The following is a 24,382-nucleotide window of genomic DNA, read 5'->3' as shown; positions in this document are numbered from 1 at the left end:
GGACCCTACTCCGCGCTCCTCGGTCCTACTCGACGCCCCGGACCGGATTTCCGGGACGTATGGTCGAGTCGATGTTGTATGACGAAGGCGGCACCGGGACCCCGATCCTGCTGCTGCATGGGCTGATGGGCAGTGCCCGCACCTGGCGGGCGCAGCTGCCCTGGCTGCGGAAATTCGGGCACCTGTACACCTTCGACGCGGCCGGGCACGGACGCCCCGCCCCCGCCGAACTCACCACCGAGGCGTTCGTGGCGGATCTGGCCGAGGCCACGGCCGCGATCACCGAACCCCTGGTGGTGATCGGGCATTCGATGGGCGGACTGCACGGCTGGATGTTCACCGCCGCCCACCCGGACCGGGTGCGGGCGCTGGTGGTCGAGGATATGGCCCCGGACTTCCAGGGCCGCACCGCCGAGAACTGGGCGGCCGTGATTTCGGCTTGGCCGCAACCGTTTCCGGACGAGGCGGCGGTGCTGGCGTTCTTCGGCCCGGTGGCCGGACGCTACTTCCTCGACTCGTTCCTGCGCGGTCCGGACGGTTACCGCCTGCACGGCGAGGTGCCCACCTTCAAGGCCATCTCCGAGGAGTGGGGCACCCGCGATTTCTGGTCGCAGTGGAAATCCATCACGGTCCCGGCCCTGCTGCTGGAGGGCGAGCACACGATCACCCCGCCGGGACAGATGGCCGAGATGGCCGCGGTCCACCCCGGCGCGCGCCACGTCGTCATCCTCGACGCCGGTCACCTGGTCCACGACGACCAACCGGCCGCCTACCGGGCCGAAGTCGAGGATTTCCTGCGCCGCACGCTCGTTTGAGGGCGGGTGCCTTCAGTCGGGTGGGGTGGTCGTCGTATGCTCGGCTCGACCGCGACTCCTCACGGATGGTGACCAACGATGATCGACTTCTCGATTCCCGCCGACCTTGCTGCCGAACGTGATCGGGTTCGCCAGTTCGTCATCGACAAGATCGTGCCCTTCGAACGCGATCCACGCCTGACCGCGCACGGCCCGAACGACGAGCTCCGGCAGGAGATGGTCGAGCTGGCTCGCGCCGAGAAGCTGCTCACCATCCAGGCCCCCGTGGAACTGGGCGGCCGCGGATTGACCCACGTCGAGCAGGCCGTGCTGTACGAGGCGGCCGGTTGGTCCACCCTCGGCCCGGTCGCCATGAACTGCGCCGCGCCCGACGAGGGCAATATGTTCCTGCTCTCCAAGATCGCGAATCCGGAACAGACGCAACGCTTCCTGCAGCCGGTCATCGACGGCCACCAGCGCAGCGTCTTCGCCATGACCGAACCCGGCGGCGCGGGCTCCGACCCCAACCAGCTCGCCACCGAGGCCGTCTTCGACGGCGAGAACTTCACCATCAACGGCCGCAAATGGCTGATCACCGGTGCGGACGGGGCCAAGACCTGGATCATCATGGCGCGCCTGGCCGCCAACCCGCACCTGCCCGAAGGCCCCACCCTGTTCCTCTGCGAGGGCGACACCGAGGGCATCGTCATCGAGCGGATCATGAACACCATGGACCGCAACTACGTCGGCGGCCACGCGGTGGTGAACTTCGAAAACCTGGTGCTGCCCAGGGAATCCGTGCTCGGCGAGACCGGCCAGGCGCTGCGCTACGCCCAGCTGCGACTCGCCCCGGCGCGGCTGACCCACTGCATGCGCTGGCTGGGCGCGGCCGAGCGGGCCCAGGCCATCGCCGTCGACTACGCCAAGACCCGCACCGCCTTCGGCAAGCCCATCGGCGAACACCAGGGCGTGTCGTTCATGTTGGCGGACAACGAGATCGCGCTGCACCAGTGCCGGCTCACCATCTGGCACGCCTGCTGGCTGATGGATCAGGGGCACAAGGCCCGCCACGAATCCTCCATCGCCAAGTCGTATGTCTCGGAGGAACTGTTCAAGGTCACCGACCGCTGCGTGCAGGTGCTCGGCGGGATCGGCATCTCCGACGAGACCGTGGTGGAGATGATCTTCCGCGACATGCGCGCCTTCCGCCTCTACGACGGCCCCACCGAGGTCCACAAGTACGCCATCGGACGGCAGATCCTGCGCGGATAGACCGGGGATAACCCGAGCTCCCGGGCGTGCCGCGGCCGTCTTGACTAGGATTCCGATCCATGAGTTCGGAACTGCACGTGGATGTCTCCGGTGGCGTCGCGGTGCTCACGCTCAATCGGCCCGCCCAGCAGAACGCCCTGACTCCGGCGATGGCGTCGGAACTCGGGGCGTCGCTGCGCCGCTGCGACAACGACGACGCCATCGGGGCGGTCGTCATCACCGGCACCCCGCCCGCGTTCTGCGCGGGCGCGGACCTGTCGCTCAAGGTCGGTGAGGTCAACGGCCTCATCGACCCGCCGCCGTTCCGAATCCGAAAACCGGTCATCGCCGCGGTGAACGGGCATGCCGTCGGCATCGGCCTGGAGATCGCGCTGCAGTGCGACCTGCGCTACGTCGCCCGCGACGCGGTCTACGCGCTCAACCAGGTGCGCCGCGGCGCGCTGGCCGACGGCTTCGCGCACTGGACCCTGCCCCGGCTGATCGGCAGCGCCCGCGCCGCCGACCTGCTGCTCACCGGCCGCACCTTCGACGGCGACGAGGCGTACGCGCTGGGCATCGCCAACTCCTGCCTGCACGCCGCCGAAGTCCTCCCCACCGCCCTCGAGGTGGCCCACGACATCGCCCACGGCTCGGCCCCGCTCCCGGTGGCCCTGTCCAAGCGGCTGCTGTGGGAGGCCCCCACCATGACCCCGGAAACCGTGGGCCGCTTGGAAACCGACCTCAACGACTATGTCGCCAAGAGCGCCGACGGCGGCGAAGGCGTGGCCGCCCTCAAGGATCGCCGCCCGCCCAAGTGGACCGGCAGCGTCAGCGGCGAATGGCCGGCCTGGGACGCGGTGACCGGCGGCGAACAGCGACCCGGCCTGGACTGACGATCAGGCCTGGACTGACGAGTGACCGGCGCGTCGATCAGGCGCGCCCGCTCACGGCCATCAGCAGGAACAGCACGCCGAACACCACCATCAGGCAGGTCCCGACAATGCCGAGCAGGTAGCCGACGAGCACCTGCACGCGGCCGCCGAACCGGCCGCCGCCCGCCTCGATGTCATTGAGCGCCCGCCGCCCCATGGCCCACGCGATCGGCCCCAGCGCGCCGCAGCAGAACACGCTGAGCGCCCCCAGCAGCAGAACTGCTGTCGCGTGCTCATGCTCGACGGGGGAGCCGATGGGCGGTTGATCGAAGACCACCGCCCGAGTTTACGGGCGGGAGCACCTTCCCGGGAGGCTGACGCGCGGTCTTCGCTTGCGCCACTTGGTTATCGAGGCCCCTGGGGCCCCGAAACCAAGTGGGCGACCGTCCGATTCGTAGTCGGTGCTGCCGATTTCAGAGCCGGCGCTGCCGAGCCACCTCGGCGAGCACCACGCCCGCCGCCACCGAGGCGTTCAACGATTCCACCGGTCCGGCCATCGGAATGCTCAGAATCGAATCGCAGGTCTCGCGCACCAGCCGCGACAGTCCCTTGCCCTCGGAACCGACCACGATGACCGTCGGTGCGCTGCCGTCGAATTCGTCCAGCGTGGTGTCGCCATCGGCGTCCAGACCGACGATCTGGTAGCCCTTGTTGGCCCAATCCTTCAGCGTGCGAGTCAGATTCGTGGCGCGGGCGACCGGAAGCCGCGCCGCCGCACCGGCACTGGTGCGCCACGCCACGGCCGTGACACTGGCGCTGCGTCGCTGCGGGATCACCACACCCTGCCCGCCGAAGGCCGCCACCGAACGAATGACCGCACCCAGATTGCGCGGATCGGAGATATTGTCCAGCGCCACCAGCAGCGCCGGCTCGCCAGAATTGTGCACCCGATCGACCAGATCGTCCGGATGCGCGTAGCGGTAGGCCGGCACCTGCAGCGCCAGACCCTGGTGCATGGTGTTGCGGCTCATCTTGTCCAGGTCGGTGCGCGGCAGCTCCAGGATCGAGATACCGATATCCGCGGCCGTCTTCACCGCCTCGGAGAGCCGCTCGTCGTTCTCGGTGCCATTGGCGACATACAGCGCCGTGGCGGGCACACCCGCCCGCAGGCACTCCACCACGGGATTACGGCCGAGCACCAGCTCCGGCCCCTCGTTGTCCTTGCGGCCCGCGATCGGCCGGGAGGCATTGCGCGACCGCGTGGTCGCGGCCGACTCCTGGGCCTTGGCCTTCGCCTTCGCGCGCTTGGCGGCCGCGTGATACACGCGGTCCTCGGCCTTGGGGGTTGCCCCCTTGCCCTCCAGGCCGCGTCGCCGCTGCCCGCCGGACCCGACGGTCTGCCCCTTCTTGCTGCCGGTGTTGCGGGTCGCCCCGCGCCGCTGGGAATTGCCTGCCATCACTTCGCCTTCCGTATCACGCGGGAAACCCGCCTCGACCCGGCCGCGGGACGAACCCGCTCACGGTCGATCATGCGGGAAACCTGCCTCCGGTCGGCGCAGCTGATGGCTGCGCCCTATCAAAAACTCCGCGCTGCTACACACAGCAGCGCCCCCGGACCGGTCACGAACCGTGCGACATTGCCGGAGGGACGCTACGAATTGTGCCCCACGCTGGGCCGCCACCTCGAATTCGGTGGGCTCCGCCACACCGCGCGGGCCTGCCCACGCGGTATCCGGGCGAGATGGTTCCGCTCGCGCGGACCGTCTACTTCTTGTCCTTGGACAGCGACCACTCCGCGCCCTGCGGCGTGTCGGTGACCTCGACGCCCGCGGCCTTGAGCCGGTCACGGACGGCGTCGGCGGCCGGCCAGTCCTTGTCGGCACGGGCCTGCTGCCGACGCTGCAACTCCGCGCCGATGAGTACATCGAGCGCGGCCATGGCATCGGAATTATCGGCCGGCGCGGCCCAGTGCTCGTCGAGCGGATCCACGCCGAGAATGCCCAGCATGGCCCGGACCTGCCCGGCGAGCAGCCGCGCGCCCGTGAGGTCACCGGCGTCGAGCACCTTGTTGCCCTCGCTGACCACGCCGTGAATCACGGCCAGCGCCTGCGGCACTCCGAGATCGTCGTTCAACGCGTCCGCGAAGGCCGGAGTCCAGGTCCCGACCGGAACCGACCCGGCCCGCTCCAGTGCCCGCAGCACGAACGCCTCGATGCGCTGGTAGCTCGTCGCGTACTCGGTGAGCGCCTCATCCGAATATTCGAGCTGCGAGCGGTAATTCACGCTGCCCAGGTAGTAGCGCAATTCGACCGGGCGCACGCCGACCCGTTCCAGCACATTCGGAATCGAGAGCACATTGCCCAGCGACTTCGACATCTTCTCGCCGGACATGGTCACCCAGCCGTTGTGCAGCCAGTAGCGGGCGAACCCGTCCCCGGCCGCACGCGACTGCGCGATCTCGTTCTCATGGTGCGGGAAAACCAGATCCATTCCACCGCAATGGATATCGAATTCGGGACCGAGATAGAACTCGGCCATCGCCGAGCATTCCAGATGCCAGCCCGGCCGCCCCGGACCCCACGGCGAGGGCCAGCTGGGCTCGCCCGGCTTGGCGGCCTTCCACAGCGTGAAGTCGCGCGCGTCCTTCTTGCCCAGGCCCGCGCTCTCACCCTGGTGCACGTCATCGAGCTTGTGCCCGGACAGCTGCCCGTAGGCCGGGTAACTCAGCACATCGAAATAGACATTGCCCGCCGACGCGTAGGCGTGCCCGCGCTCGATGAGCCGCTCCATCATCCCGACCATCTGGGTGATGTGCCCGGTTGCGCGCGGCTCGCCCGACGGCGGCAGCACGCCGAGCGTCTCGTAGGCGCGGTCGAAGGCGCGCTCGTGCGTCGCGGCCCACTCCCACCACGGGCGGCCGTGCTCGGCGGCCTTGTTCAGAATCTTGTCGTCGATATCGGTGACATTGCGAATGAAGGCGACATCGAAATCATTGGCGGCCAGCCAGCGTCGCAGCACGTCGAAGGCGACGCCGCTGCGCACATGACCGATGTGCGGGTTTCCCTGAACGGTCGCGCCGCACAGGTACACCGAGGCTTTGCCGGGGACCAGCGGAGTGAATTCACGCAGGGTCCGCGTCTCGGTGTCGAAAAGGCGCAGAGTCACGACGGGCATCCTAGCTGTTGGGAATGGGCGGATTACGGGCGCGTCAGGCCCGGCGACACACAGGTGTCGTCAGGCCCGAAGACACAGCAGCGCGGTGGCGATCGACGCCACGCCCTCGCCGCGACCCGTGAGGCCCAATCCGTCGGTCGTGGTGCCCGACACCGAGACCGGCGCACCCAGAATTTCGCCCAGCACCTGTTGCGCCTCGGCCCTCCGCGGACCGATCTTGGGGCGATTTCCGATTACTTGTACAGCCGCATTGACAATGTCGAATCCGGCCTCGTCCAAAAGCCGCCGGACTTCCTTCAACATGGCCGCGCCCGACACGCCCTGCCACTCGGGACGGCCGGTGCCGAAAACAGCTCCGACATCGCCTAATCCGGCCGCGGACAGCAGCGCGTCGCACAGTGCGTGCGCCGCGACATCGCCGTCGGAGTGTCCTTCGCAGCCGCTGTCACCCTCGAACAGCAGACCCGCCATCCAGCAGGGCCGTCCGGGTTCGATGGGGTGCACATCGCTGCCGATTCCGGTGCGCAGGGCGCTCGCGTCGATCACGGGGCGATCACCGCCGCGCGTGTCGTGTCCAGCCCACCTGCGGTGTCGGCGGTATCACGCTTGGCGGCGAGGGTATCGGCCAAGACCAGATCCAATGGCGTGGTGATTTTGAAGGCGAGCGCATCGCCGAGCACCGTCCGAACGGTCACCCCGAGCATCTCCACCAACCCCGCATCGTCCGTCGCCTGTGTACCTACAGCGTAGGCCGCGCGTAGCAGCTCGGCGTCGAAGCCCTGCGGAGTTTGGATGGCGCGCAACGCGGATCGATCGGGTGTCCCGGTCACCGCGCCCGCGGCGTCGACGGCCTTGATGGTGTCGGTCACCGGCAGCGCGGGCACCACGGCCCGCGCGCCCGCGCGCAGTTCGTCGACCACACGGGTGATGAGCGAAGGGGGAGTGAGGGCGCGTGCCGCATCGTGCACGAGCACCAGGGTGGCCTCGGGCGCGGCGGACAGGCCGGCCCGCACCGAATCCGTGCGTTCGGCCCCACCGGGGACTACGTGCACGGGTACGGCGGCAGCGCCTCTTACAAGAGCGGCCAGCAGGGAGCGGGTCTCGGCGACGAGTTCGGCGGGCACCATAACCACAACATCGTCGACCGAGCCGGAATCTATCAATCCCTGGACCGCCCGAGTGAGCATGGGACTGCCGCCGACATGAACGAAGGCCTTCGGCTTGTTCTCACCGAGACGCACGCCCATACCGGCGGCAGGAACCAAGGCGACGACACGAATGCCGTCGCCGGGTGTTGTTTTCACGGTCAGGAAGCCGCTGCGAGAACCTCGTCGAGCAGGGTCTCGGCCTTGACGTCGTCGGTACCTTCCGCGAGCGCGAGCTCACCGACGAGGATCTGACGGGCCTTGGCCAACATCCGCTTCTCACCGGCGGACAGGCCGCGATCCTGCTCACGACGCCAGAGGTCGCGGACGACCTCGGCCACCTTGTTCACATCGCCGGAGGCGAGCTTCTCGAGGTTGGCCTTGTAGCGGCGAGACCAGTTGGTCGGCTCTTCGGTGTGCGGAGCGCGCAGCACCTGGAAGACCTTGTCGAGACCTTCCTGGCCGACGACGTCGCGGACGCCGACATACTCTGCGTTCTCTGCGGGAACCCGAACGGTCAGGTCGCCTTGAGCGACCTTCAGGACCAGATACTCCTTTTGTACACCCTTGATGGTGCGGGTTTCGATAGCTTCGATCAGCGCCGCTCCGTGGTGGGGGTAAACGACGGTGTCTCCGACCTTAAAAATCATGTGTCCCGTGCCCCTTTCGATGTTCACAGTTTAACATGCGACTCGGTAACGGCGCGATCAACGGCGCAGGTCAGGGCCACAACGAGGCGGCGGCGGGGGTTGACAGAACGCGAATCGTGTGCATCCCGTTGTGGCATAAGGGGATAGCGCATCGCACTTGTCGCGCGCATATGCGAGTGCGTAGTTCGCATACGCGTGTGGGCACCCTCGCATAAACGGCAATGCATCACTCGAGAAGTCGTCTCCAAATCTCTGTCAGGCCCCCTGACGCATCCCGTCCGGTCGCCCTGCCGGTCACACTCGGGTATCCGGGCGAGTCTCGTGCGCCCCTCGATCAACTTCCGCCACGCGCGCGACACCGCCCGCGTGTAGCGCGGGGGGAGCCACGCATTACGCTCTTTGACTACTACTCTCCATAGTGGAGTTAGCCCGGTCGACATGGAGGACCCCGTGACTGCCCTGAAAGCCACCACTGCGTCGAAGCCGCGGCGGCGTGCCGTGACAGTTGCCGCACTCGCCGCGGGCGCGGTCCTCGCGCTGTCGGGTTGCGGCGCCGGTCAGGTCTCGCAGACCGCCACCCAGGTCGCCGCGGTCAACGGCAACACCGCGAACGTCGGTTCCATCGCGCTGCGCGACGTCCGCTTCCTGCTGCCGCAGACCGAGGAGTACAACAACGCCAAGGGCGGCAAGGCCGTGCTCGCGTTCAGTGCCATCAACCTGAGCGACTCCAAGACCGACGAGCTGGTCGCCATCAACACCGACCTGGGCCAGGTCAAGCTGGCCGACAAGGTCGAGCTGAAGCCGTCGAGCACCGTCGTCGCCGACAAGCCGACCGCCAAGGACGCCGCGAGCGCGGCCGCCGTGCACGACCAGAACGAGGGTCAGCCGGCCGCCGACAAGGCCGCCGACCCGGCCCAGAAGCCGATCCTGATCGAGGTCACCGGGCTGACCAAGGACGTCACCCCCGGCCTGACCTACCCGGTCACCTTCATCTTCAAGCAGGCGGCCGAGACGGTCGTCGTGAACGTTCCGGTCGACGCCGGCCCGAACAACCCGCGCCAGGAGCCCGCCAAGCAGGAGCACAAGGGCGGCGAGTAGTCCTCGCACCGAACCTCGAATCGTGCCCGTCCCGGATGTTCCGGGGCGGGCACGGTCGTATCCGGGGGCGGCCGTGGAACTTTCCCACCGCCGTGTTGCCCGGGAGTGTCGGCGGCTGTTGCCGGGGAGTGTCGGAGGCGCTGGTTAGGCTGCCCCGCGTGGCCAAGGTGAAATCGCTGTACCGGTGCGCGCAGTGCTCGCACGAGGTCGCGAAATGGGTTGGGCGCTGCCCGGATTGCGGCGGCTGGGGGACCATCGAGGAGGTGGCGGCCTCCTCGGCGGCGGTATCGGTGGGGCGGCGGGCGATGCTGCCGAGCACGGCGGCGGTGCCGATCTCGGCCATCGATTCGAACAAGACGTTCGCGCGCGGGACGGGGGTCTCGGAGCTGGACCGGGTGCTGGGCGGGGGGATCATTCCCGGGTCGGTGGTGCTGCTGTCGGGCGAGCCGGGGGTCGGGAAGTCGACGCTGCTGCTCGAGGTGGCGCACCGGTGGGCGCGGGCCCGCGACGAGATCGCGCTGTACGTGACCGCCGAGGAGTCGGCGGGGCAGGTGCGGTTGCGGGCGGATCGGACCGGGGCCGTGCACGACAAGGTGTACCTGGCCGCGGAATCGGACCTGGGGACCATTCTCGGGCACGTGGAGCAGGTGAAACCCTCACTGCTGGTGGTGGACTCGGTGCAGACCATGCTGGCCGCGGACGCGGACGGCGTGATCGGCGGTGTCACCCAGGTGCGTTCGGTGACGGCGGCGCTGACCTCGCTGGCCAAGGCGAGCGGGATCGCGGTGCTGCTGGTCGGGCACGTCACCAAGGACGGCGCGGTGGCCGGTCCGCGCACGCTCGAGCATCTGGTGGACGTGGTGCTGCAGTTCGAGGGGGACAAGCATTCCTCGCTGCGCATGGTGCGCGGCATCAAGAACCGCTTCGGCAGCACCGACGAGGTCGGCTGCTTCGAGATGCGGGAGGCCGGAATCCATTGCGTGGACGACCCTTCCGGGCTGTTCCTGCATCACCGGGGCGATGCGGTGCCGGGGACCGCGGTGACGGTGGCGATGGACGGCAAGCGGCCCATGCTGGGCGAGGTGCAGGGGCTCACCGTGGACACCCAGGCGCCCGCGCCGCGGCGTGCGGTGAGCGGGCTGGACTACAACCGCGTTTCCATGGTCCTGGCGGTCCTGCAGAGCCGTGGGGGCGTGTTCGTGGGTAAGCAGGACGTCTACGCGGCCACGGTGGGCGGTATGCGGCTCACCGAGCCCGCCGCCGATCTGGCTGTCGCGCTTGCCATTGCCAGTGCCAGCCAGGATCTGGCGTTGCCCAGCGGGATGGTGGTGCTGGGCGAGGTGGGCCTGGCGGGCGAGGTGCGGCAGGTGACCGGATTGACCCGCAGGCTCTCGGAGGCGGAGCGGCTGGGTTTCACCGAGGCGCTGGTACCGCCGGGTGTGGAACACACCGGGCGCGGGATGAAATTGCACGAAGTGGCCGATATTCGTGCGGCGCTTGCGGTTACCGGATTGCGCCGGCGGCGGCGTGCGGACGCCCCGTCGGAAATGGCGGAGTGACAACCGAAATCCAATAGCGTGGTTCGCCGTATTCGAACCGGAAATGAATTCGGTGGGTGGCGAACGCAATTCTCGAATAACAGTGCGGGCCGGTATCCGATCGATCGGATACCGGCCCGCACTGTCGGGTGCTGGATTTCAGGCGATATTGAACGGTTCCGGGGCGCTGCGCACCGAACCGAGCTGCGCCACAACGGTGTACGGGCCCGCCGGGACGGGCACGCGGTCACCCGCGCAGCTGGGCTGGGAGGTGGAGCCGGACCAGGTGACGGTGAACGCGGCCTGCTGGCCGGGGGCCAGGGTGCGCATGTCGGGGGTGCCGTCCGGGAAGCAGTCGGTGCTGGACCACAGCTTGCGCTGGCCGTCGAGGGACTGCACCTGGACCAGCTGCAGCCCGGAGCCCATATCGCGTTCGCAGGCGGCGCTGGAGATATTGGTGATGACGATGCCGAACTGCGGCTGGTCGCCGGTCTTGTAGGTGGGCTGCCCGACGGTGACCTTCACGGCCAGCGACTGGTCGGGGCACTGGCCCTGCGCGGCGGGGGCCGCGCCCGCCGAGGTGGACCCGGAGGGCTTGGCGGAGCTGGGATCCGGCGCACCCGAGGAGCTGCCGGCGGGCTTGGCCGCGGCGCTCGAGGTGGCGGCGGGTTTGGCGTCCGCCTTGTGGTCGCCACCACCCTTCAACAGTGCGAAGGCAATCCAGATCACCAGGGCGAGCGCGATCACGATCGCACCGATCGCGGCCGCGCGGCGGCGCCAGTAGATCTCCGGTGGCAGTGGTCCGTTCGGTTCCAGCACGGTGACAACGGTAAGGGCACCGTCGGGATCACCCCGAGCAGGGTCTCGGCGTGTCGGACGTGAAAGCGACTACGGGGGCGGTAAATTCCGCCGCTTCGCGGGCAACCCGCGCATCTCCGGCATCACCTGTCAGCTCTCGCTACCCGTGCCCGCTGCGTAGCAGCGGGCACGGGAGATTCAGAGAGTGTCAGACAACCTCGCCGATGTTGCCGATCACCCGGTGCAGGTTGATCTGGCCCTCGCTGAGGTTGTAGGTGACGCAGGCGATGGCACATTCGCCGGTGGCCACGCGTTGGGAGATGATCATCGACCGCTGCATGAGCAGGCGGGCGGTCTCCTCGACGTGGCGGGCCTCGAGCTCGTCGACCTCGGACAGGCCCTCGCGGCGGCCGATCAGGATGGACGGGGTGACCTTCTCGACGACCGAGCGGATGAAGCCGCCGGGCACATTGCCGTGGTCGAGGGCGTCGATGGTGGCGCGGACCGCGCCGCAGCTGTCGTGGCCGAGCACCACGATCAGCGGCACCGACAGCACCTGTACGCCGTACTCGATGGAACCGAGCACCGAGGAGTCGATGACGTGGCCCGCGGTGCGGACCACGAACATATCGCCGAGGCCCTGGTCGAAGATGATTTCGGCGGCGACGCGGGAGTCGCCGCAACCGAACAGGACGGCCGAGGGCTGCTGGCCGCCGGCCAGTCGGGCCCGGTCCACTGCGCCCTGGCTGGGGTGCTGCAAGGTGCCGTTGACGAAGCGTTCGTTGCCTTCGCGGAGGGCTTTCCAGGCACTGATCGGGTTGTTATGCGGCATGTGTCCCATTTTCCATAGCCAAGTGGTTACCGGCGAGTCTGGATCGTTACGGTCCGGCAAAGACCCGCTTACCGCGTGACCGTGCACCCGGTGAGCCGTGTTGATGACCGGCCCCGCCGACATGGATACCATCGCGCGTGGCGGCGCGCGGGAGATTTCCCGCCGGGAGGAGACGGAATTGGACAGCGACGCGCTCATCGACTGGTACGGCGAGACCGCGCGGGACCTGCCGTGGCGGCGGCCCGGAGTCACGGCGTGGCAGATTCTGATGAGCGAGATCATGCTGCAGCAGACGCCGGTGGTCCGGGTCGAACCGATCTGGCGGGAGTGGGTGGCCAGGTGGCCGGTGCCCTCGGCGATGGCCGCGGAAACGCAGGGGGAAGTGCTGCGGGCGTGGGGCAAGCTCGGGTATCCGAGGCGGGCGATGCGGTTGCACGAGTGCGCCCGGGTGCTGGCCGAACAGCATGGTGACGAGGTGCCGACGGAGGTGGATGTGCTGTTGAGCCTGCCCGGCATCGGGGCGTACACCGCGCGGGCCGTGGCGTGTTTCGCCTATGGGCAGCGAGTTCCGGTGGTGGACACCAATGTTCGCCGGGTGGTTGCCCGTGCGGTGCACGGTAAGGCGGACGCCGGGAACCCGGCAAACCGGGATCTGGCCGAGACCGAGGCACTGCTGCCCGCCCGGGTCGATCGGGCGGCGGTGATGTCGGCCGCGCTGATGGAATTGGGCGCGCTGATCTGCACCGCCCGCACCCCGGATTGCGAGCGCTGCCCGTTGCCGAGTTGTGCGTGGGTGGCGGCGGGCCGTCCGGCCTCGGAAGTCGTTCGGAAAGTACAGAAGTACGAGGGCACCGATCGGCAGGCGCGGGGTCGGCTGCTCGATGTGCTGCGGGGTGCGTCGGGTCCGGTGGAGCGGGTGCGCCTGGATCTGGCGTGGACGCGCGATCCGGGTCAGCGTGACCGCGCACTGGATTCGCTGCTGGTCGACGGGCTCATCGAGCAGACCGTGGACGGGTTGTTCGCGTTGGCGGGCGAGGGCAGCTGACCCGCGAACGCCCCTCCCGGCCGAGGGGTTGAAAAGAGCCGGGAGGGGCGCGCGGGGGCGATCTGCCGCCCCTCATGCGGTAGATCGCGGATTCGCGCAAAAGCGAAACTCAGGCGGCTACGAGGACCTTGCGGCGATTGCGGGTGCGCGAGCCCACCACCCGGCAGATCAGGTAGATCGAGAACGAGATGGTGGTGACGAAGGTCGAGATCGGCACGCCGGGGGCCAGCGACAGCAGAATGCCGCCGACGGCGGCGATCTCGGCGAACACGATCGACAGCACTGCGACCCGGACCGGGCTGGCGGTGAGCTGGGCGGCCGCGGCGGCGGGCGTGATGAGCAGCGACAGCACCAGCAGCGCGCCGACGATCTGCACGCCGAAGGCGGCGGTCACGCCGAGCAGCACCGCGAACACGATGGCCAGCGCCCGCACCGGAACCCCGCGTGCCACCGCCACTTCCGGGTCGGAGCTGGCGAACAGCAGTGGGCGGTAGATCGCGGCCAGTACCACCAGCACGGCGGCGGTGCAGGTGGCCAGCAGGCCCAGGCCCGAGTTGCCGACGCTGACCACCTGGCCGGTGAGCAGGGAGAACTTGGAACCCGCGCGTTCGGGGCCGAGCCACAGGAACAGCACCGACAGGCCGAGACCGAAGGACAGCACCACGGCGATGACCGAATCGCGTTCGCGGGCACGGGAACCCAGCACGCCGAACAGGACGGCCGCGACCACGGAACCGAAGATCGCGCCCACGCCGACGCCGACCCCGGCCAGCAGGGCGGCGGCCGCGCCGGTCAGCGAGAGCTCGCTGGTGCCGTGCACGGCGAAGGACATCTGACGGCTGATGATGAGCGGGCCGATGGCACCGGCCAGCAGGCCGAGCAGTGCGGCGGCGATGACGGCCTGCTGCACGAAGTCGTAGGAGAGCAGGTGCGCGGTCGTCGAGACATCGAACAGCTGTGAGAACAGCTTGGAGAGCTTTTCCATTACGCCCGCACCTCTTTCGGGTTCTCGCCGTGGCAGTGGGCCGCCCCGGATTCCCCGAGCGCGTCCATGGCGTCGCCGGTGCCGACCACCACGAGGCGGCCGCGCACGCGCAGCACATCGACCTGGGTGCCGTACAGCTCCGACAGCGTCTCGGAGGTCATCACCTCGTCGGGCGTGCCGATACGGAACTGCCCGTCAACCAGGTACAGCACCCGATCCACCAGCGGCAGAATGGGATTGATCTCGTGTGTCACGAACAGCACGGCGGTGTCGTGGCTGCGCCGCCGCTTGTCGATGAGTTCGGACACCAACCGCTGATTCGCGAGATCCAGTGACAGCAGCGGTTCATCGCACAGCAGCACCTTGGGATCACCCGCGAGCGCCTGGGCTACCCGCAGCCGCTGCTGCTCGCCACCCGAGAGCGCGTCCAACGGCGCGTAAGCGAACTTCTCGGCCCCGACCGCCGAGATCGCCTCGGCCACTTTCCGTTTGCGTTCCTTACGCCCTCGGAAGCCGATGCCCCACCGATGTCCGTCGACGCCCAGGCCGACCAGATCGATTCCGCGCAGCTGTGCCCCGCCCTCGATGGTCTTCTGCTGCGGCACATACCCGATGGCCGGATTCCCCAGCCGCGCAGGCGCTCCCGCCACCTCGGCGGTCCCCGCGCTCAACCCCACCTGCCCCAGCAGCATCCGCAGCATGGAGGTCTTCCCGGACCCGTTGGGCCCCAGCACCGCAATGAATTCCCCGGCACCAACCTCGAGATCCAGTCCCTCCCACAGCGTTCGCTCCCCGAACGACAGCCGCGCCCCCGATAGTCGCACCGCCGGTGCTTCCGGACGGGCGGCCACCGCGGCGGAAGTCGAAGCGGCGACCGCCATTTCGACTTCCATCCGGGAGGCGCGGCCCGATGGGGTGCGGGGGCGCGCACCGGTGAGGGCGCAACCGGGTTTGGGCGTGGTGACGCCGGTGTCGGTTGCCGGTGCGGGGTTCGCGGTCATGGTGGTACTCCCGGAGGCGGTGGTGCAGGTGGTTATGCCAGGGCCTTGGCGAGGGTGTTGGCGTTGTCGGTCATCCAGGTGATGTAGTCCTTGCCCGTGGGGAGGGTTTCGGTGACCTCGACGACGGCTACGCCGGACTTGTCGGCGGTGGATTTCAGGTCCTGGGTGACCTTGTCCTCGGTCTGGATGTTGTAGACGAGGGCGCGAACCTGTTTGCCGGTGAGGAGATCTCGGACGGCGGCGACGTCGGCGGGGGCCGGGTCGGTGCCCTGTTCGATGGCTTCCTGGAAGGCGTGCGGGGTCTTGTCGTCGGCCTTGGCCGCGGTCAGCATGTAGGCGGCCAGCGGCTCGGTCTGCAGGACCGGCTGGTTCGGGTGGTCGGCGGCGATCTTGGCGGTCACGGCCTCGATGGGGGCCAGCTTGGCGGCGAAGGCGGTGGCGCGATCGGTGTAGGCCTGCTTGTTGGCCGGGTCGATCTCGCCGAGGGCGTCGGCGATGTGCGCGGCGATGTGGCCGACCTCGTGCACGTCGTACCAGATGTGCTCGTTGGCGTCGTGCGAGTGGCCCGCGGTCTCGGCCTCGGCGGGAGCCGGTGTGGCCGAAGCGCTTCCGTGGTCGTGGCCGGCGATGTCGAAGGCGTTGACGACATTCTTCGACTTGCCGGCGATGGCCTTCTCGATGAATTCGTCGTAGTGGCCGCCGTTGTAGACGACCAGCTTCGCGTCGGTGATCTTGGCGGCGTCGGAGGGGGAGACCTCGAACGAGTGCGGGTCCACCTTCGGATCGTTGATGATCGATTCGACCTTGACGTCCGGTCCGGCCACGGCCTTGGTGATGTCACCCCAGACATTGGTGGAGGCGACGACGGTCAGTCCATCCGAGCTCTTCGAGCTGCCGCAGGCGGTCAGGGTGGCGACTGTCGCGAGTCCTGCGGCGAACACGGCGAATCCTCGGGCGAAGCTTTTGGTCACGCGGGTCACTCCTGGCAACTACGGCTTACTAGAAACGAAAACGATTGCCATTTGAATGTAGCGCAAACGACCGTTAGGCCCCTAGCTCGAGTTCCCAGATGTGGCCCGCGACACGAAAGGCCCGGAGAGCGAGTCGCTCTCCGGGCCTTTCGGAACTACTGAATCCCTAGGTCAGCGCGGCAACCGGCTGGCTGAGCAGCTGGGCGCAGCGCAGCAGGCCCAGGTGCGAGTACGCCTGCGGGTGGTTGCCGAGCGAGCGTTCGGCGACCGGGTCGTACTCCTCAGAGAGCAGACCGGTCGGTCCTGCCACATCCACCAGCTGCGCGAACAACGCCTCGGCGTCCTCCCGCTTGCCGATCAGCAGATACGCCTCGACCAGCCAGGCCGCGCACAGGTGGAACCCGCCCTCGCCGCCGGGCAGCCCGTCGTCGTGGTGGTACCGGTACACGGTCGACCCGCTGCGCAGCTCGGCCTCGGTCGCGACCACGGTCGCCGCGAATCTCGGATCCGAGGGCTCGATGAGTCCGGACAGTCCGATGTGCAGCGTGGCGGCGTCCAGGTCGGTGCCCTCGTAGGCCGCGGTGTAGGACTGGACCTCGTCGTTCCAGCCCTGCGACTTCACCTCGTCGGAGATGGTGTCGCGCAGCGTCTCCCACTCGGGGTCGATCGGCCGGGCGAACTGCCGGGCCAGGGTGATGGCCCGGTCCACGGTGAGCCAGCCCATCACCTTCGAGTACACGTGGTGACGCGGGTTGCCGCGGATCTCCCAGATGCCGTGGTCGGGTTCGCGCCAGCGGCGCTGCACCGCGGAAACCATGGCGTGCACCAGTTCCCAGTCCATGTCCGGCAGCGCCTTGGCGGGATCGTTGATGCCCTTGCGTTCTCGGGCGTGGGCCAGCTGGGAGATGAGGTCCACGATGGGACCGAACACGTCCAGCTGCACCTGCATGTTCGCCGCGTTGCCGACGCGGACCGGCCGCGAACCGGCATAGCCGGGCAGCTGGTCGATGACGGCCTCGGGCGGCAGGGTTTCGCCGTAGAGGGTGTAGAGCGGGTGCAGCCGTTCGGGTCCGGGCAGGGTCTCGAGCACCCGGTGCACCCAGGCCAGCAGGTCCTCGGCCTCGCCGAGCGAGCCCAGCGAGACCAGTGCGGATGCGGTGAGCGAGGCGTCGCGCAGCCAGCAGTAGCGGTAGTCCCAGTTGCGCACGCCGCCGATGTCCTCGGGCAGCGAGGTGGTGGCGGCGGCCAGGATGGATCCGGACGGTGCGTGCACCAGCCCGCGCAGCGTGAGCGCCGAGCGCTTCATGAGATCGGGCTTGAGCGGCGGCAGTTCGAGGGTGCCGACCCATTGCGCCCAATAGCTTTCGGCGTCCCGGCGGCGGTCCGCCTCGGGCCGCATGGCCGGTGCGAGATCGGAGGTACCGCACCGCATTTCGAGCACGATCGGGCCCTGACGCGGGTCGACGACGGCGCGGGCGGTGTGGTGGTTGCCCTCGTCGATGATCTCCCATTCGACGCCGGGGGAGCGCAGCACGATCGGATCGTTGGTGCCCTCCACCTTGAGGCCGCCGGTGGCGTGCACCAGCCGCACCGGTACCTGCCCGAATTCGGGGCGGGGTGCGAAGGTGATGACCGCCTTGGCGTCACCGGTGATGACCCGGGTCAGGTCGGTGCGTTCGGGCACCACGTCGTGCGGCAGGTAGTCGACGACCTGCAAACTGGTCCAACGGGTTTCGACGGTCATGGTGCCGTCGACGTAGCGTTGTGACAGCGGCAGGCTGGGGCGCTCGGGCTGAATGGTGAAGTGCCCCGCGCCCGGTCCGCCCAGCAGGTGGGCGAAGACGGCGGCGGAGTCGGGTTCGGGGTGGCACAGCCAGGTGAGGGTGCCGTCGGGGGTGACCAGGGCCTTGGATCGCGGGCTGGCCAGCATGGTCAGCCGTTCGATTCGAGGGGCGCTGGCACCTGCCAACCACGTGCGGCGCTCCTCGAGTAGGAACGCCAGCGCCTTCGACACCTCCTCGGTGCTGGCGACGCGGTACTCCGCGAGGGATTCGCCCTCGCCGACCTTGATGCCGACATCCGGTCCCGAAAGACGTTTGAACGCCTTCTCATCGGTGACGTCGTCGCCGATGAACAGTGCGGCCGAGGCGCCCTGTTGATGCCGGACGATATCGAGGGCCGCGCCCTTGTCGGTTTCGACGACGGCGAGCTCGATCACCTCTTTGCCTTCGGTGGTCTGCACGCCGACCCAGGCCGAGGGTCCCTGTCGCACCGCAACCAGTGCGCGACGGCCGATTTCGGGGCTGGCATTGCGGACGTGCAGGGCCACGCTGGCCGGTTTTATTTCGACGGTAGCGCCAGGATTGTCCTGAGCGATCTGGGTCAGGGTCGTAGTGACCTCGGCCAGTAGCTGTTTCGCGTCGTTGTCGATGGCGTGCACGAAGCCGACATCGAATTCCGAACCGTGGCTACCGATCAGCTGCACCTCGACGGGCAACCGGGACAGGGCCGCGAGATCGCGCAGTGCGCGACCGGATATCACGGCGGCGGTGGTTCCGGTGAGTCCGGCGAGAGCGCGCAGGGCGCTCACCGACTCCCGATGGGGATAGGCCTTTGTCGGGTCGGAGACGATGGGCGCGATAGTCCCGTCGTAGTCCGATGCAACCAGCAACCGAGGCACGCGGGCGATGGCCGACAGGGCACGGCGAAGTTCCAGTGACAAATCCTGTGCGCTCACGCATCCAACCTAATGATCGGAGGAGATTTTTCAGGGCGCGAGTGATGCTACTGGGTCTTGGTTGCCCGCTTGTGTGTGCGGTGATACATAGCGTTTACAAGACACTTCCGCGGCGTTCACCGGTTTTGTGAGACTCGCGCGGGCTACTCGTGGTTAACCCCGCTTGACCAGCGGCGTTCCAGCAAACGAAGAAGGGCTGCCCGGTTCTCCGGACCGGGCAGCCCTCTTCACGAACGGCGAACGCACACTGGCGTTTGCCTCACTCCTTGAAGCCGTCGCCGCTTCCGATGAGCAGATCGACGGTCAGCTCGAGGCGCTCGGTGACGTCGGTGGCGGAGGCGCGGCGGGTGAGCCAGGCGACCAGGTTCGAGAGCCAGACGTCGGAAATGACTCGGGCGATGGCCAACTGGCGGTCGGAGGGGACCTCGTCGGACAGGGCACGGGCGAAGAAGCGGTCCATCACCTTGCCGACGCGATCGACCTCGGCGGCCGCGGAGGCGTCGGCGAACATGAAGGCGCGGGTCATGGCCTCGGTGAGCAGCGGGTCGCGCTGCATGGCGCGGGTGACCTGGGTGAGCAGCAGGTGCATGCGCTCCTGCGGGGTGGCGCCGGCCAAAGGTTTGCGCCGGCCCTCGAAAGACTCGAATTCCCGGGCCAGGGCGGACACCAGCAGGTGCACCTTGGAGGGGAAGTACCGGTAGAGCGTGCCGACGGCGACATCCGCGCGTTCGGCGACGGCTCGCATCTGGACCGCGTCGTAGCCGCCCTTGGATGCCAGCGCGAGGGTGGCATCGAGGATGCGCTTGCGCCGGTCGCGCTGCGCGGCCGAGCTCAGGTCCTCCTCGCTGAGGGTGGTGACGGGCGCGGTGGTGCGTCCACCGGGCTGCCCGTCGGCGGCCTGCGATCGGGAGGGACTGGCCATCGGTTGAAAGTCCTTTCCTGCACACGAGTTCGTACCGCGACCGGACGGCGCTTGACTTCGGCCCGGCTCGAACATTAGAACATGTTCTAGGACCTCGAGTCACGCCGGAAAGGCGGTATGGAGTGTGACCATAGCCACCACTGACGAGCATAAAGCCGTCCAGGAGTCGATGCGCGGATGGGCTGCCGCGGTGCGCCCAATTGCAACCCTGCGTTCCAGCGCCACGCCGGAACGGGGTTCCAGCACGCCGGAATTCTGGCGCGAATACTGGCCGCGCCTGGCCGAACTCGGAATTTTCCGGGTCGCGGTGCCGGAGGCGGCCGGGGGCGCGGGCGGGACCGTCGGAGATCTCGCCGTCCTGGTGGAACAGGCGGCGCACGACCTGGTCGGCGGCCCGGTGCTCTCGACGGCTTTGGCGGGTCTGGTGACCGGCGAGGCGCTCGATGAGATTACGCCATGCGGTGTCGCGCTCACGGGCGAAATCGCTTTATCAGTTGAGATCAACACCGTGGTAGGCGAATCCGGGGCCCTGGTGTCCGGTGAGTGGGACTCGGTTCCGGGTGCCGCGCCGAACACGGCCGTGCTGGTTCCGGTGACCGACGGCGACCGTCACCTGTGGGCGCTGATCGACGCGGGCGCCGCCGGCCTCGAGATCGAGCCGCTGGCCGGTCTCGACCCGAGCGTGCCGCTGGCGCGGGTGCGATGCACCGAGGTCGCCGTGACCGCGGATCGTCTTTTCGAGCCGGGCTTTTCGGTCCTCGACGTGGCCGCCGCACTGGTGGCCGCGGAGGCCGCGGGCATTGCGGGCTGGTGCCTCGAGACCGCGACCGAGTACGCCAAGGTGCGCGAGCAGTTCGGGCGCAAGATCGGCGAATTCCAGGCGATCAAGCACCTGTGCGCGTGGATGTTGTGCCGGGCCGAGCAGATTCGGGCCGTGGCGGCCGACGCCGCCGTGGCGGTCGACAGCGGCAGTGCGGAATTGGCGCTGGCCGCGGCCGTCGCCCTGACCATGTCGCTGGACGCCGCGGTGGAGAACGCCAAGGACTGCATCCAGGTGCTGGGCGGCATCGGCTTCACCTGGGAGCACGACGCGCACCTGTACCTGCGCCGGGCGACCGCCCTGCGTCAGCTGATGGGCGGTTCGGCCCACTGGCGGGCTCGGGTCGCCGAGCTGACGCTGGCGGGTGAGCGGCGCACGATCAGCATCGAGCTGGGCGACGGCGAGGCCGGATCGGCCTGGGAGGCAGCCGGTCTCGACGGTGCCGAGGCGGCCGTGCTGGCCGCCGACCTGGCCGCGATCTCGGCGCTGCCGGAGGCCGAGCAGCGCCTGGCGCTGGCCGAGGCCGGACTGCTGGCGTCGCACTGGCCCGCGCCCTACGGTCGCGGTGCCGGTCCGATCCTGCGCACTCAGCTCGAGGATCAGATCCGTCAGGCCGGGATCACGCTGCCGGACATCGTGATTGCCAACTGGGCGATCCCGACACTGTTGCAGTGGGGCACGCCCGAGCAGATCGAGCGCTACGCCATGCCGACGCTGACCGGTGAGGTCATCTGGTGCCAGTTGTTCTCGGAGCCGGGCGCCGGTTCGGATCTGGCGTCGCTGCGCACCACGGCCCAGCGGGTCGAGGGCGGCTGGAAGCTGAACGGCCAGAAGGTGTGGACCTCGTTGGCGGACAAGGCCACCTGGGGCATCTGCCTGGCGCGCACCGACAATGCCGCGCCCAAGCACAAGGGCATCAGCTACTTCCTGGTCGATATGAAGAGCGCCGGGCTGGATATCCGGCCGCTGGTGGAGATCACCGGTGAGGCGCGCTTCAACGAGGTGTTCTTCGATGACGTGTTCGTTCCGGACGAATGCTTGGTCGGCGAACTGGGCAACGGCTGGAAGATCGCCCGTTCCACTCTGACTGCCGAGCGAGTCGCCATGGGCGGCAAGGGAATCGGTGACGAGCTGGAGGCGATGGTGGCTGCCGCGCCGACCTCGGGGCCGGGTGCGGAAGTGGTCGCCGACCGCTTGGGCGCGCTCATTTCAGAATCTGTTGCTGGAACGTTGCTGGAAGCCCGTGCCGCGCAGAAGCTGCTGACCGGCGGGGACCCTGCCGCGCAAAGTAGCGTTCGCAAACTGGTCGGTGTGAGACACCGGCAGGCGGTGGCTGAATTCGCCGTCGAATTGTCCGGTGCGGCGGGCGCTCTCGAAACCGATGTGGTGAAAGAATTCCTGCTCACACGCTGTTTGTCGATTGCGGGCGGGACCGAGCAGATTCTGTTGACCGTCGCCGGTGAACGGATCCTCGGGCTGCCACGCGAGTCGCACGGCTAGCCCACACCTCTACCGGGAGCATTGAATTGGACTTCACCAGGGACGAGAGCCAGGACGCTGTCGCCGAGGTTGTCGTAAGTTTGCTGGAACGCGAGAGCGCGCGCGATATCGCGCTCTGGCCGATCATTTCGGACAGTGGACTGCTGGCCGTGCCGCTACCGGAGAAATTCGGCGGCGACGATATGGGCCTGCTCGAGGTCTCGGCCATGCTCACCGAGCTGGCCACCGACGCCGCACAGGTGCCCGCGCTTACCACGCTGGGCTTCGGCGTGCTGCCGCTCAAGGCCATCGGCCTGCCGGATGCCTTGGCGGAGCAGCTGTTTCCCGCCGTGGCCACCGGTGCGGTGCTGACCGCCGCGCTGCACGAGACCGGCTCGCCGTTCACCGTGAAGCCGGAGACCACCGCGGTCACCGACGGCACCACCGTGCGCGTCAGCGGCCACAAGGTGTCGGTGCCCTATGCGGACACCGCGGCCTGGATTTTGGTGCCCACCGACAACGGCATCGCCGTGGTGGCCGGTGACGCCGCGGGCATCACCCGCACCCAGAACCCGACTTCCGATGGTGTGCCGGAGTTTTCGCTCCAGCTCGATCAGGTCGAGATCCCGGCCGAGCAGCTGCTCCCCGGCGGTCTGGCCGAACTGCACCGCTACGCGCTGGCGAGCATCGGCGCGGTCGCGGACGGTCTGCTCAACGGCGTGGTGAAGCTGACCGCCGAGCATGTCCGCACCCGCGAGCAGTTCGGTCGCCCGCTGGCCGAATTCCAGGCTGTCGCACAGCAGATCGCGGATGTGTACGTGGTCTCGCGGACGCTGCACGTGGCCGCCTGCTCGGTCGCCTGGGCGCTGGCCCAGGAGGAGATCGACGCCGAGCGCGTCGACGACGACCTCGACGTGCTGGCCTTCGCGGTGGCCTCGGAGCTGCCCGCGGCCATGCAGAAGTGCCATCACCTGCACGGCGGTCTCGGCGTGGATATCACCCATCCGCTGCACCGCTACTACTCACAGGCCAAGGACATCGCCCGCTGGCTCGGCGGCGAATCGTTTCGGCTGGACCGATTGGGAGCCAGATGCACATCGAACTGACCGCGGAACAGCGGCAGCTGCGCGACGAATTGCGTTCGTATTTCGCCACTCTCGTGACTCCCGAAGAGGAAGCCGCGATGCTGACGAACCGGCACGGTGACGCCTACCGTGCCGTGGTCAAGCGGATGGGTGCGGACGGCAAGCTCGGTGTCGGCTGGCCCAAGGAGTACGGCGGGCAGGGCTTCGGGCCGCTGGAGCAGCAGATCTTCTACAACGAGGCGGTGCGGGCCGATGTGCCGGTGCCCCTGGTGACGCTGCTGACGGTGGGCCCCGCCCTGCAGTCGTACGGCACCGAGGAGCAGAAGCAGAAGTTCCTGCCCGGAATCCTCACCGGTGACGTACATTTCGCGATCGGCTACTCGGAGCCGGATGCCGGTACCGACCTGGCCGCGCTGCGCACCTCCGCGGTGCGCGACGCCAATGGCGACTGGATCGTCAACGGGCAGAAGATCTTCACCACCGGCGCGCACGAGGCCGACTACGTCTGGCTGGCGGTGCGTACCGGTCCGGTGGAGGCCCGGCACAAGGCCATCACCATCCTGATCGTGGACACCAAGGATCCGGGCTACTCCTGGACGCCGATCATCACCGCGGACGGCGCGCACCACACCAACGCCACCTACTTCGACAATGTTCGCGTGCCCGCGAGCATGCAGGTCGGCGAGGAGAACGGCGGCTGGAAGCTGATCACCACCCAGCTCAATCACGAGCGGGTGAGCCTGGGTCCGTCCGGCAAGATCGAGCAGCTCTACGAGCGGGTGCGCGAATGGGCGCAGCGGCAGGGTGTGCTGGGCGAGGCCGATGTGCGGCGTTCGCTGGGCCGGCTGCACGCCATGACGCGGTTGAACGAACTGCTCAACTGGCAGGTGGCCTCCAATATGGAACGCCCCGACGCCGATCCGCGCGATGTGATCGCCGACGCCTCCGCGACCAAGGTGTACTCCACCGAGGCGCTGCAGCAGGCCGGCCGGCTCGCCGAGGAGATCGTGGGCCGCTTCGGCGATCCCGCCGACCCGGCCACCGCGGACCTGCTGGTCTGGCTGGACAAGCGCACCAAGCAGAACCTGGTGGTGACCTTCGGCGGCGGCGTCAACGAAGTCATGCGCGAGTTGATCGCCCAGATGGGCCTGCGGCTGCCCCGCGTCCCGCGATAGGAAGAGACAA

The 24,382-nt window shown here is 68.4% G+C and carries 22 protein-coding genes; 9 read left to right on the top strand and 13 right to left on the bottom strand.

Annotated elements, in window-relative coordinates:
- The first annotated feature begins 71 nt into the window (after positions 1-71).
- From ACFXHA_RS09195 to ACFXHA_RS09185, 3 genes are all read left to right on the top strand, one after another.
- The gene (locus ACFXHA_RS09195; protein WP_379354603.1) at positions 72-815 is read left to right on the top strand and encodes an alpha/beta fold hydrolase; all 744 of its coding nucleotides are present in this window, start codon (positions 72-74) and stop codon (positions 813-815) included.
- A gap of 78 nt (positions 816-893) precedes the next feature.
- Positions 894-2,066: an acyl-CoA dehydrogenase family protein gene (locus ACFXHA_RS09190; RefSeq protein ID WP_379354601.1), complete on the top strand. Its 1,173-nt coding sequence runs from the start codon at positions 894-896 to the stop codon at positions 2,064-2,066.
- 59 nt (positions 2,067-2,125) lie between these two features.
- Complete coding sequence (locus tag ACFXHA_RS09185; RefSeq protein ID WP_379354599.1) at positions 2,126-2,938, top strand: enoyl-CoA hydratase/isomerase family protein; 813 nt, start codon at positions 2,126-2,128, stop codon at positions 2,936-2,938.
- A 37-nt stretch (positions 2,939-2,975) separates the two neighbouring features.
- Here the strand turns inward: ACFXHA_RS09185 and ACFXHA_RS09180 are convergent, their stop codons facing one another.
- The 6 genes from ACFXHA_RS09180 to carD form a co-directional block, all read right to left on the bottom strand.
- Entirely contained in the window at positions 2,976-3,254 is a 279-nt protein-coding gene (locus ACFXHA_RS09180; protein WP_379354597.1) for a DUF4190 domain-containing protein, read from the bottom strand.
- A gap of 136 nt (positions 3,255-3,390) precedes the next feature.
- Positions 3,391-4,374, bottom strand: a complete 984-nt coding sequence (gene rlmB, locus ACFXHA_RS09175) for a 23S rRNA (guanosine(2251)-2'-O)-methyltransferase RlmB (RefSeq protein ID WP_379354595.1) — start codon at positions 4,372-4,374, stop codon at positions 3,391-3,393.
- Positions 4,375-4,681: 307 nt separating this feature from the next.
- The gene (cysS, locus tag ACFXHA_RS09170) at positions 4,682-6,082 is read right to left on the bottom strand and encodes a cysteine--tRNA ligase (RefSeq protein WP_379354593.1); all 1,401 of its coding nucleotides are present in this window, start codon (positions 6,080-6,082) and stop codon (positions 4,682-4,684) included.
- Positions 6,083-6,151: 69 nt separating this feature from the next.
- Complete coding sequence (gene ispF, locus ACFXHA_RS09165; RefSeq protein ID WP_379355033.1) at positions 6,152-6,619, bottom strand: 2-C-methyl-D-erythritol 2,4-cyclodiphosphate synthase; 468 nt, start codon at positions 6,617-6,619, stop codon at positions 6,152-6,154.
- 14 nt (positions 6,620-6,633) lie between these two features.
- Positions 6,634-7,371 carry a 2-C-methyl-D-erythritol 4-phosphate cytidylyltransferase gene (ispD, locus tag ACFXHA_RS09160; RefSeq protein ID WP_379355031.1) on the bottom strand — a complete coding sequence of 246 codons (738 nt, stop codon included), beginning with the start codon at positions 7,369-7,371 and terminating at the stop codon, positions 6,634-6,636.
- Between the two features lie 26 nt (positions 7,372-7,397).
- Positions 7,398-7,886, bottom strand: a complete 489-nt coding sequence (carD, locus tag ACFXHA_RS09155) for an RNA polymerase-binding transcription factor CarD (RefSeq protein ID WP_025346809.1) — start codon at positions 7,884-7,886, stop codon at positions 7,398-7,400.
- 450 nt (positions 7,887-8,336) lie between these two features.
- Here carD and ACFXHA_RS09150 point away from each other — a divergent pair, with 450 nt between their 5' ends.
- Both ACFXHA_RS09150 and radA read left to right on the top strand, forming a co-directional pair.
- Positions 8,337-8,984, top strand: coding sequence for a hypothetical protein (locus tag ACFXHA_RS09150; protein WP_379354591.1), 648 nt, complete (start codon positions 8,337-8,339; stop codon positions 8,982-8,984).
- A gap of 158 nt (positions 8,985-9,142) precedes the next feature.
- A complete protein-coding gene (radA, locus tag ACFXHA_RS09145; protein WP_379354589.1) occupies positions 9,143-10,543 on the top strand; it encodes a DNA repair protein RadA in 1,401 nt (466 codons plus the stop codon).
- 138 nt (positions 10,544-10,681) lie between these two features.
- Here radA and ACFXHA_RS09140 read toward each other — a convergent pair whose 3' ends face one another.
- Both ACFXHA_RS09140 and ACFXHA_RS09135 read right to left on the bottom strand, forming a co-directional pair.
- A complete protein-coding gene (locus ACFXHA_RS09140; protein ID WP_379354587.1) occupies positions 10,682-11,341 on the bottom strand; it encodes a hypothetical protein in 660 nt (219 codons plus the stop codon).
- 187 nt (positions 11,342-11,528) lie between these two features.
- The gene (locus ACFXHA_RS09135) at positions 11,529-12,152 is read right to left on the bottom strand and encodes a carbonic anhydrase (RefSeq protein WP_379354585.1); all 624 of its coding nucleotides are present in this window, start codon (positions 12,150-12,152) and stop codon (positions 11,529-11,531) included.
- Between the two features lie 121 nt (positions 12,153-12,273).
- Here ACFXHA_RS09135 and ACFXHA_RS09130 point away from each other — a divergent pair, with 121 nt between their 5' ends.
- Positions 12,274-13,197: an A/G-specific adenine glycosylase gene (locus tag ACFXHA_RS09130; RefSeq protein WP_379355029.1), complete on the top strand. Its 924-nt coding sequence runs from the start codon at positions 12,274-12,276 to the stop codon at positions 13,195-13,197.
- A gap of 109 nt (positions 13,198-13,306) precedes the next feature.
- Here the strand turns inward: ACFXHA_RS09130 and ACFXHA_RS09125 are convergent, their stop codons facing one another.
- From ACFXHA_RS09125 to kstR, 5 genes are all read right to left on the bottom strand, one after another.
- The gene (locus ACFXHA_RS09125) at positions 13,307-14,182 is read right to left on the bottom strand and encodes a metal ABC transporter permease (RefSeq protein WP_379354583.1); all 876 of its coding nucleotides are present in this window, start codon (positions 14,180-14,182) and stop codon (positions 13,307-13,309) included.
- Positions 14,182-15,063: a metal ABC transporter ATP-binding protein gene (locus ACFXHA_RS09120; RefSeq protein ID WP_379355027.1), complete on the bottom strand. Its 882-nt coding sequence runs from the start codon at positions 15,061-15,063 to the stop codon at positions 14,182-14,184. Before ACFXHA_RS09120 ends, ACFXHA_RS09125 begins: the two co-directional genes overlap by 1 nt.
- Before the next feature lie 152 nt (positions 15,064-15,215).
- On the bottom strand, positions 15,216-16,154 hold the full coding sequence (locus ACFXHA_RS09115) for a metal ABC transporter solute-binding protein, Zn/Mn family (protein ID WP_379354581.1): 939 nt from the start codon (positions 16,152-16,154) through the stop codon (positions 15,216-15,218).
- Positions 16,155-16,320: 166 nt separating this feature from the next.
- Positions 16,321-18,891: a trehalose-phosphatase gene (gene otsB / locus ACFXHA_RS09110; RefSeq protein ID WP_379354579.1), complete on the bottom strand. Its 2,571-nt coding sequence runs from the start codon at positions 18,889-18,891 to the stop codon at positions 16,321-16,323.
- Positions 18,892-19,150: 259 nt separating this feature from the next.
- Positions 19,151-19,813, bottom strand: a complete 663-nt coding sequence (kstR, locus tag ACFXHA_RS09105) for a cholesterol catabolism transcriptional regulator KstR (RefSeq protein ID WP_379354577.1) — start codon at positions 19,811-19,813, stop codon at positions 19,151-19,153.
- A 124-nt stretch (positions 19,814-19,937) separates the two neighbouring features.
- Here kstR and ACFXHA_RS09100 point away from each other — a divergent pair, with 124 nt between their 5' ends.
- Genes ACFXHA_RS09100 through ACFXHA_RS09090 form a run of 3 tightly spaced genes read left to right on the top strand, consistent with a single transcriptional unit; the run spans position 19,938 to position 24,372 of the window.
- Positions 19,938-22,133 carry an acyl-CoA dehydrogenase family protein gene (locus ACFXHA_RS09100; RefSeq protein WP_379354575.1) on the top strand — a complete coding sequence of 732 codons (2,196 nt, stop codon included), beginning with the start codon at positions 19,938-19,940 and terminating at the stop codon, positions 22,131-22,133.
- Positions 22,134-22,159: 26 nt separating this feature from the next.
- A complete protein-coding gene (locus ACFXHA_RS09095) occupies positions 22,160-23,218 on the top strand; it encodes an acyl-CoA dehydrogenase family protein (RefSeq protein ID WP_379354573.1) in 1,059 nt (352 codons plus the stop codon).
- Entirely contained in the window at positions 23,203-24,372 is a 1,170-nt protein-coding gene (locus ACFXHA_RS09090; RefSeq protein ID WP_379354571.1) for an acyl-CoA dehydrogenase family protein, read from the top strand. Before ACFXHA_RS09095 ends, ACFXHA_RS09090 begins: the two co-directional genes overlap by 16 nt.
- The last annotated feature ends 10 nt before the right edge of the window (positions 24,373-24,382 follow it).

The sequence above is a fragment of the Nocardia sp. NPDC059240 genome (assembly GCF_042753865.1).
Taxonomy (GTDB): Bacteria; Actinomycetota; Actinomycetes; order Mycobacteriales; family Mycobacteriaceae; genus Nocardia.
This window is presented reverse-complemented; position numbering and strand designations above follow the sequence as displayed.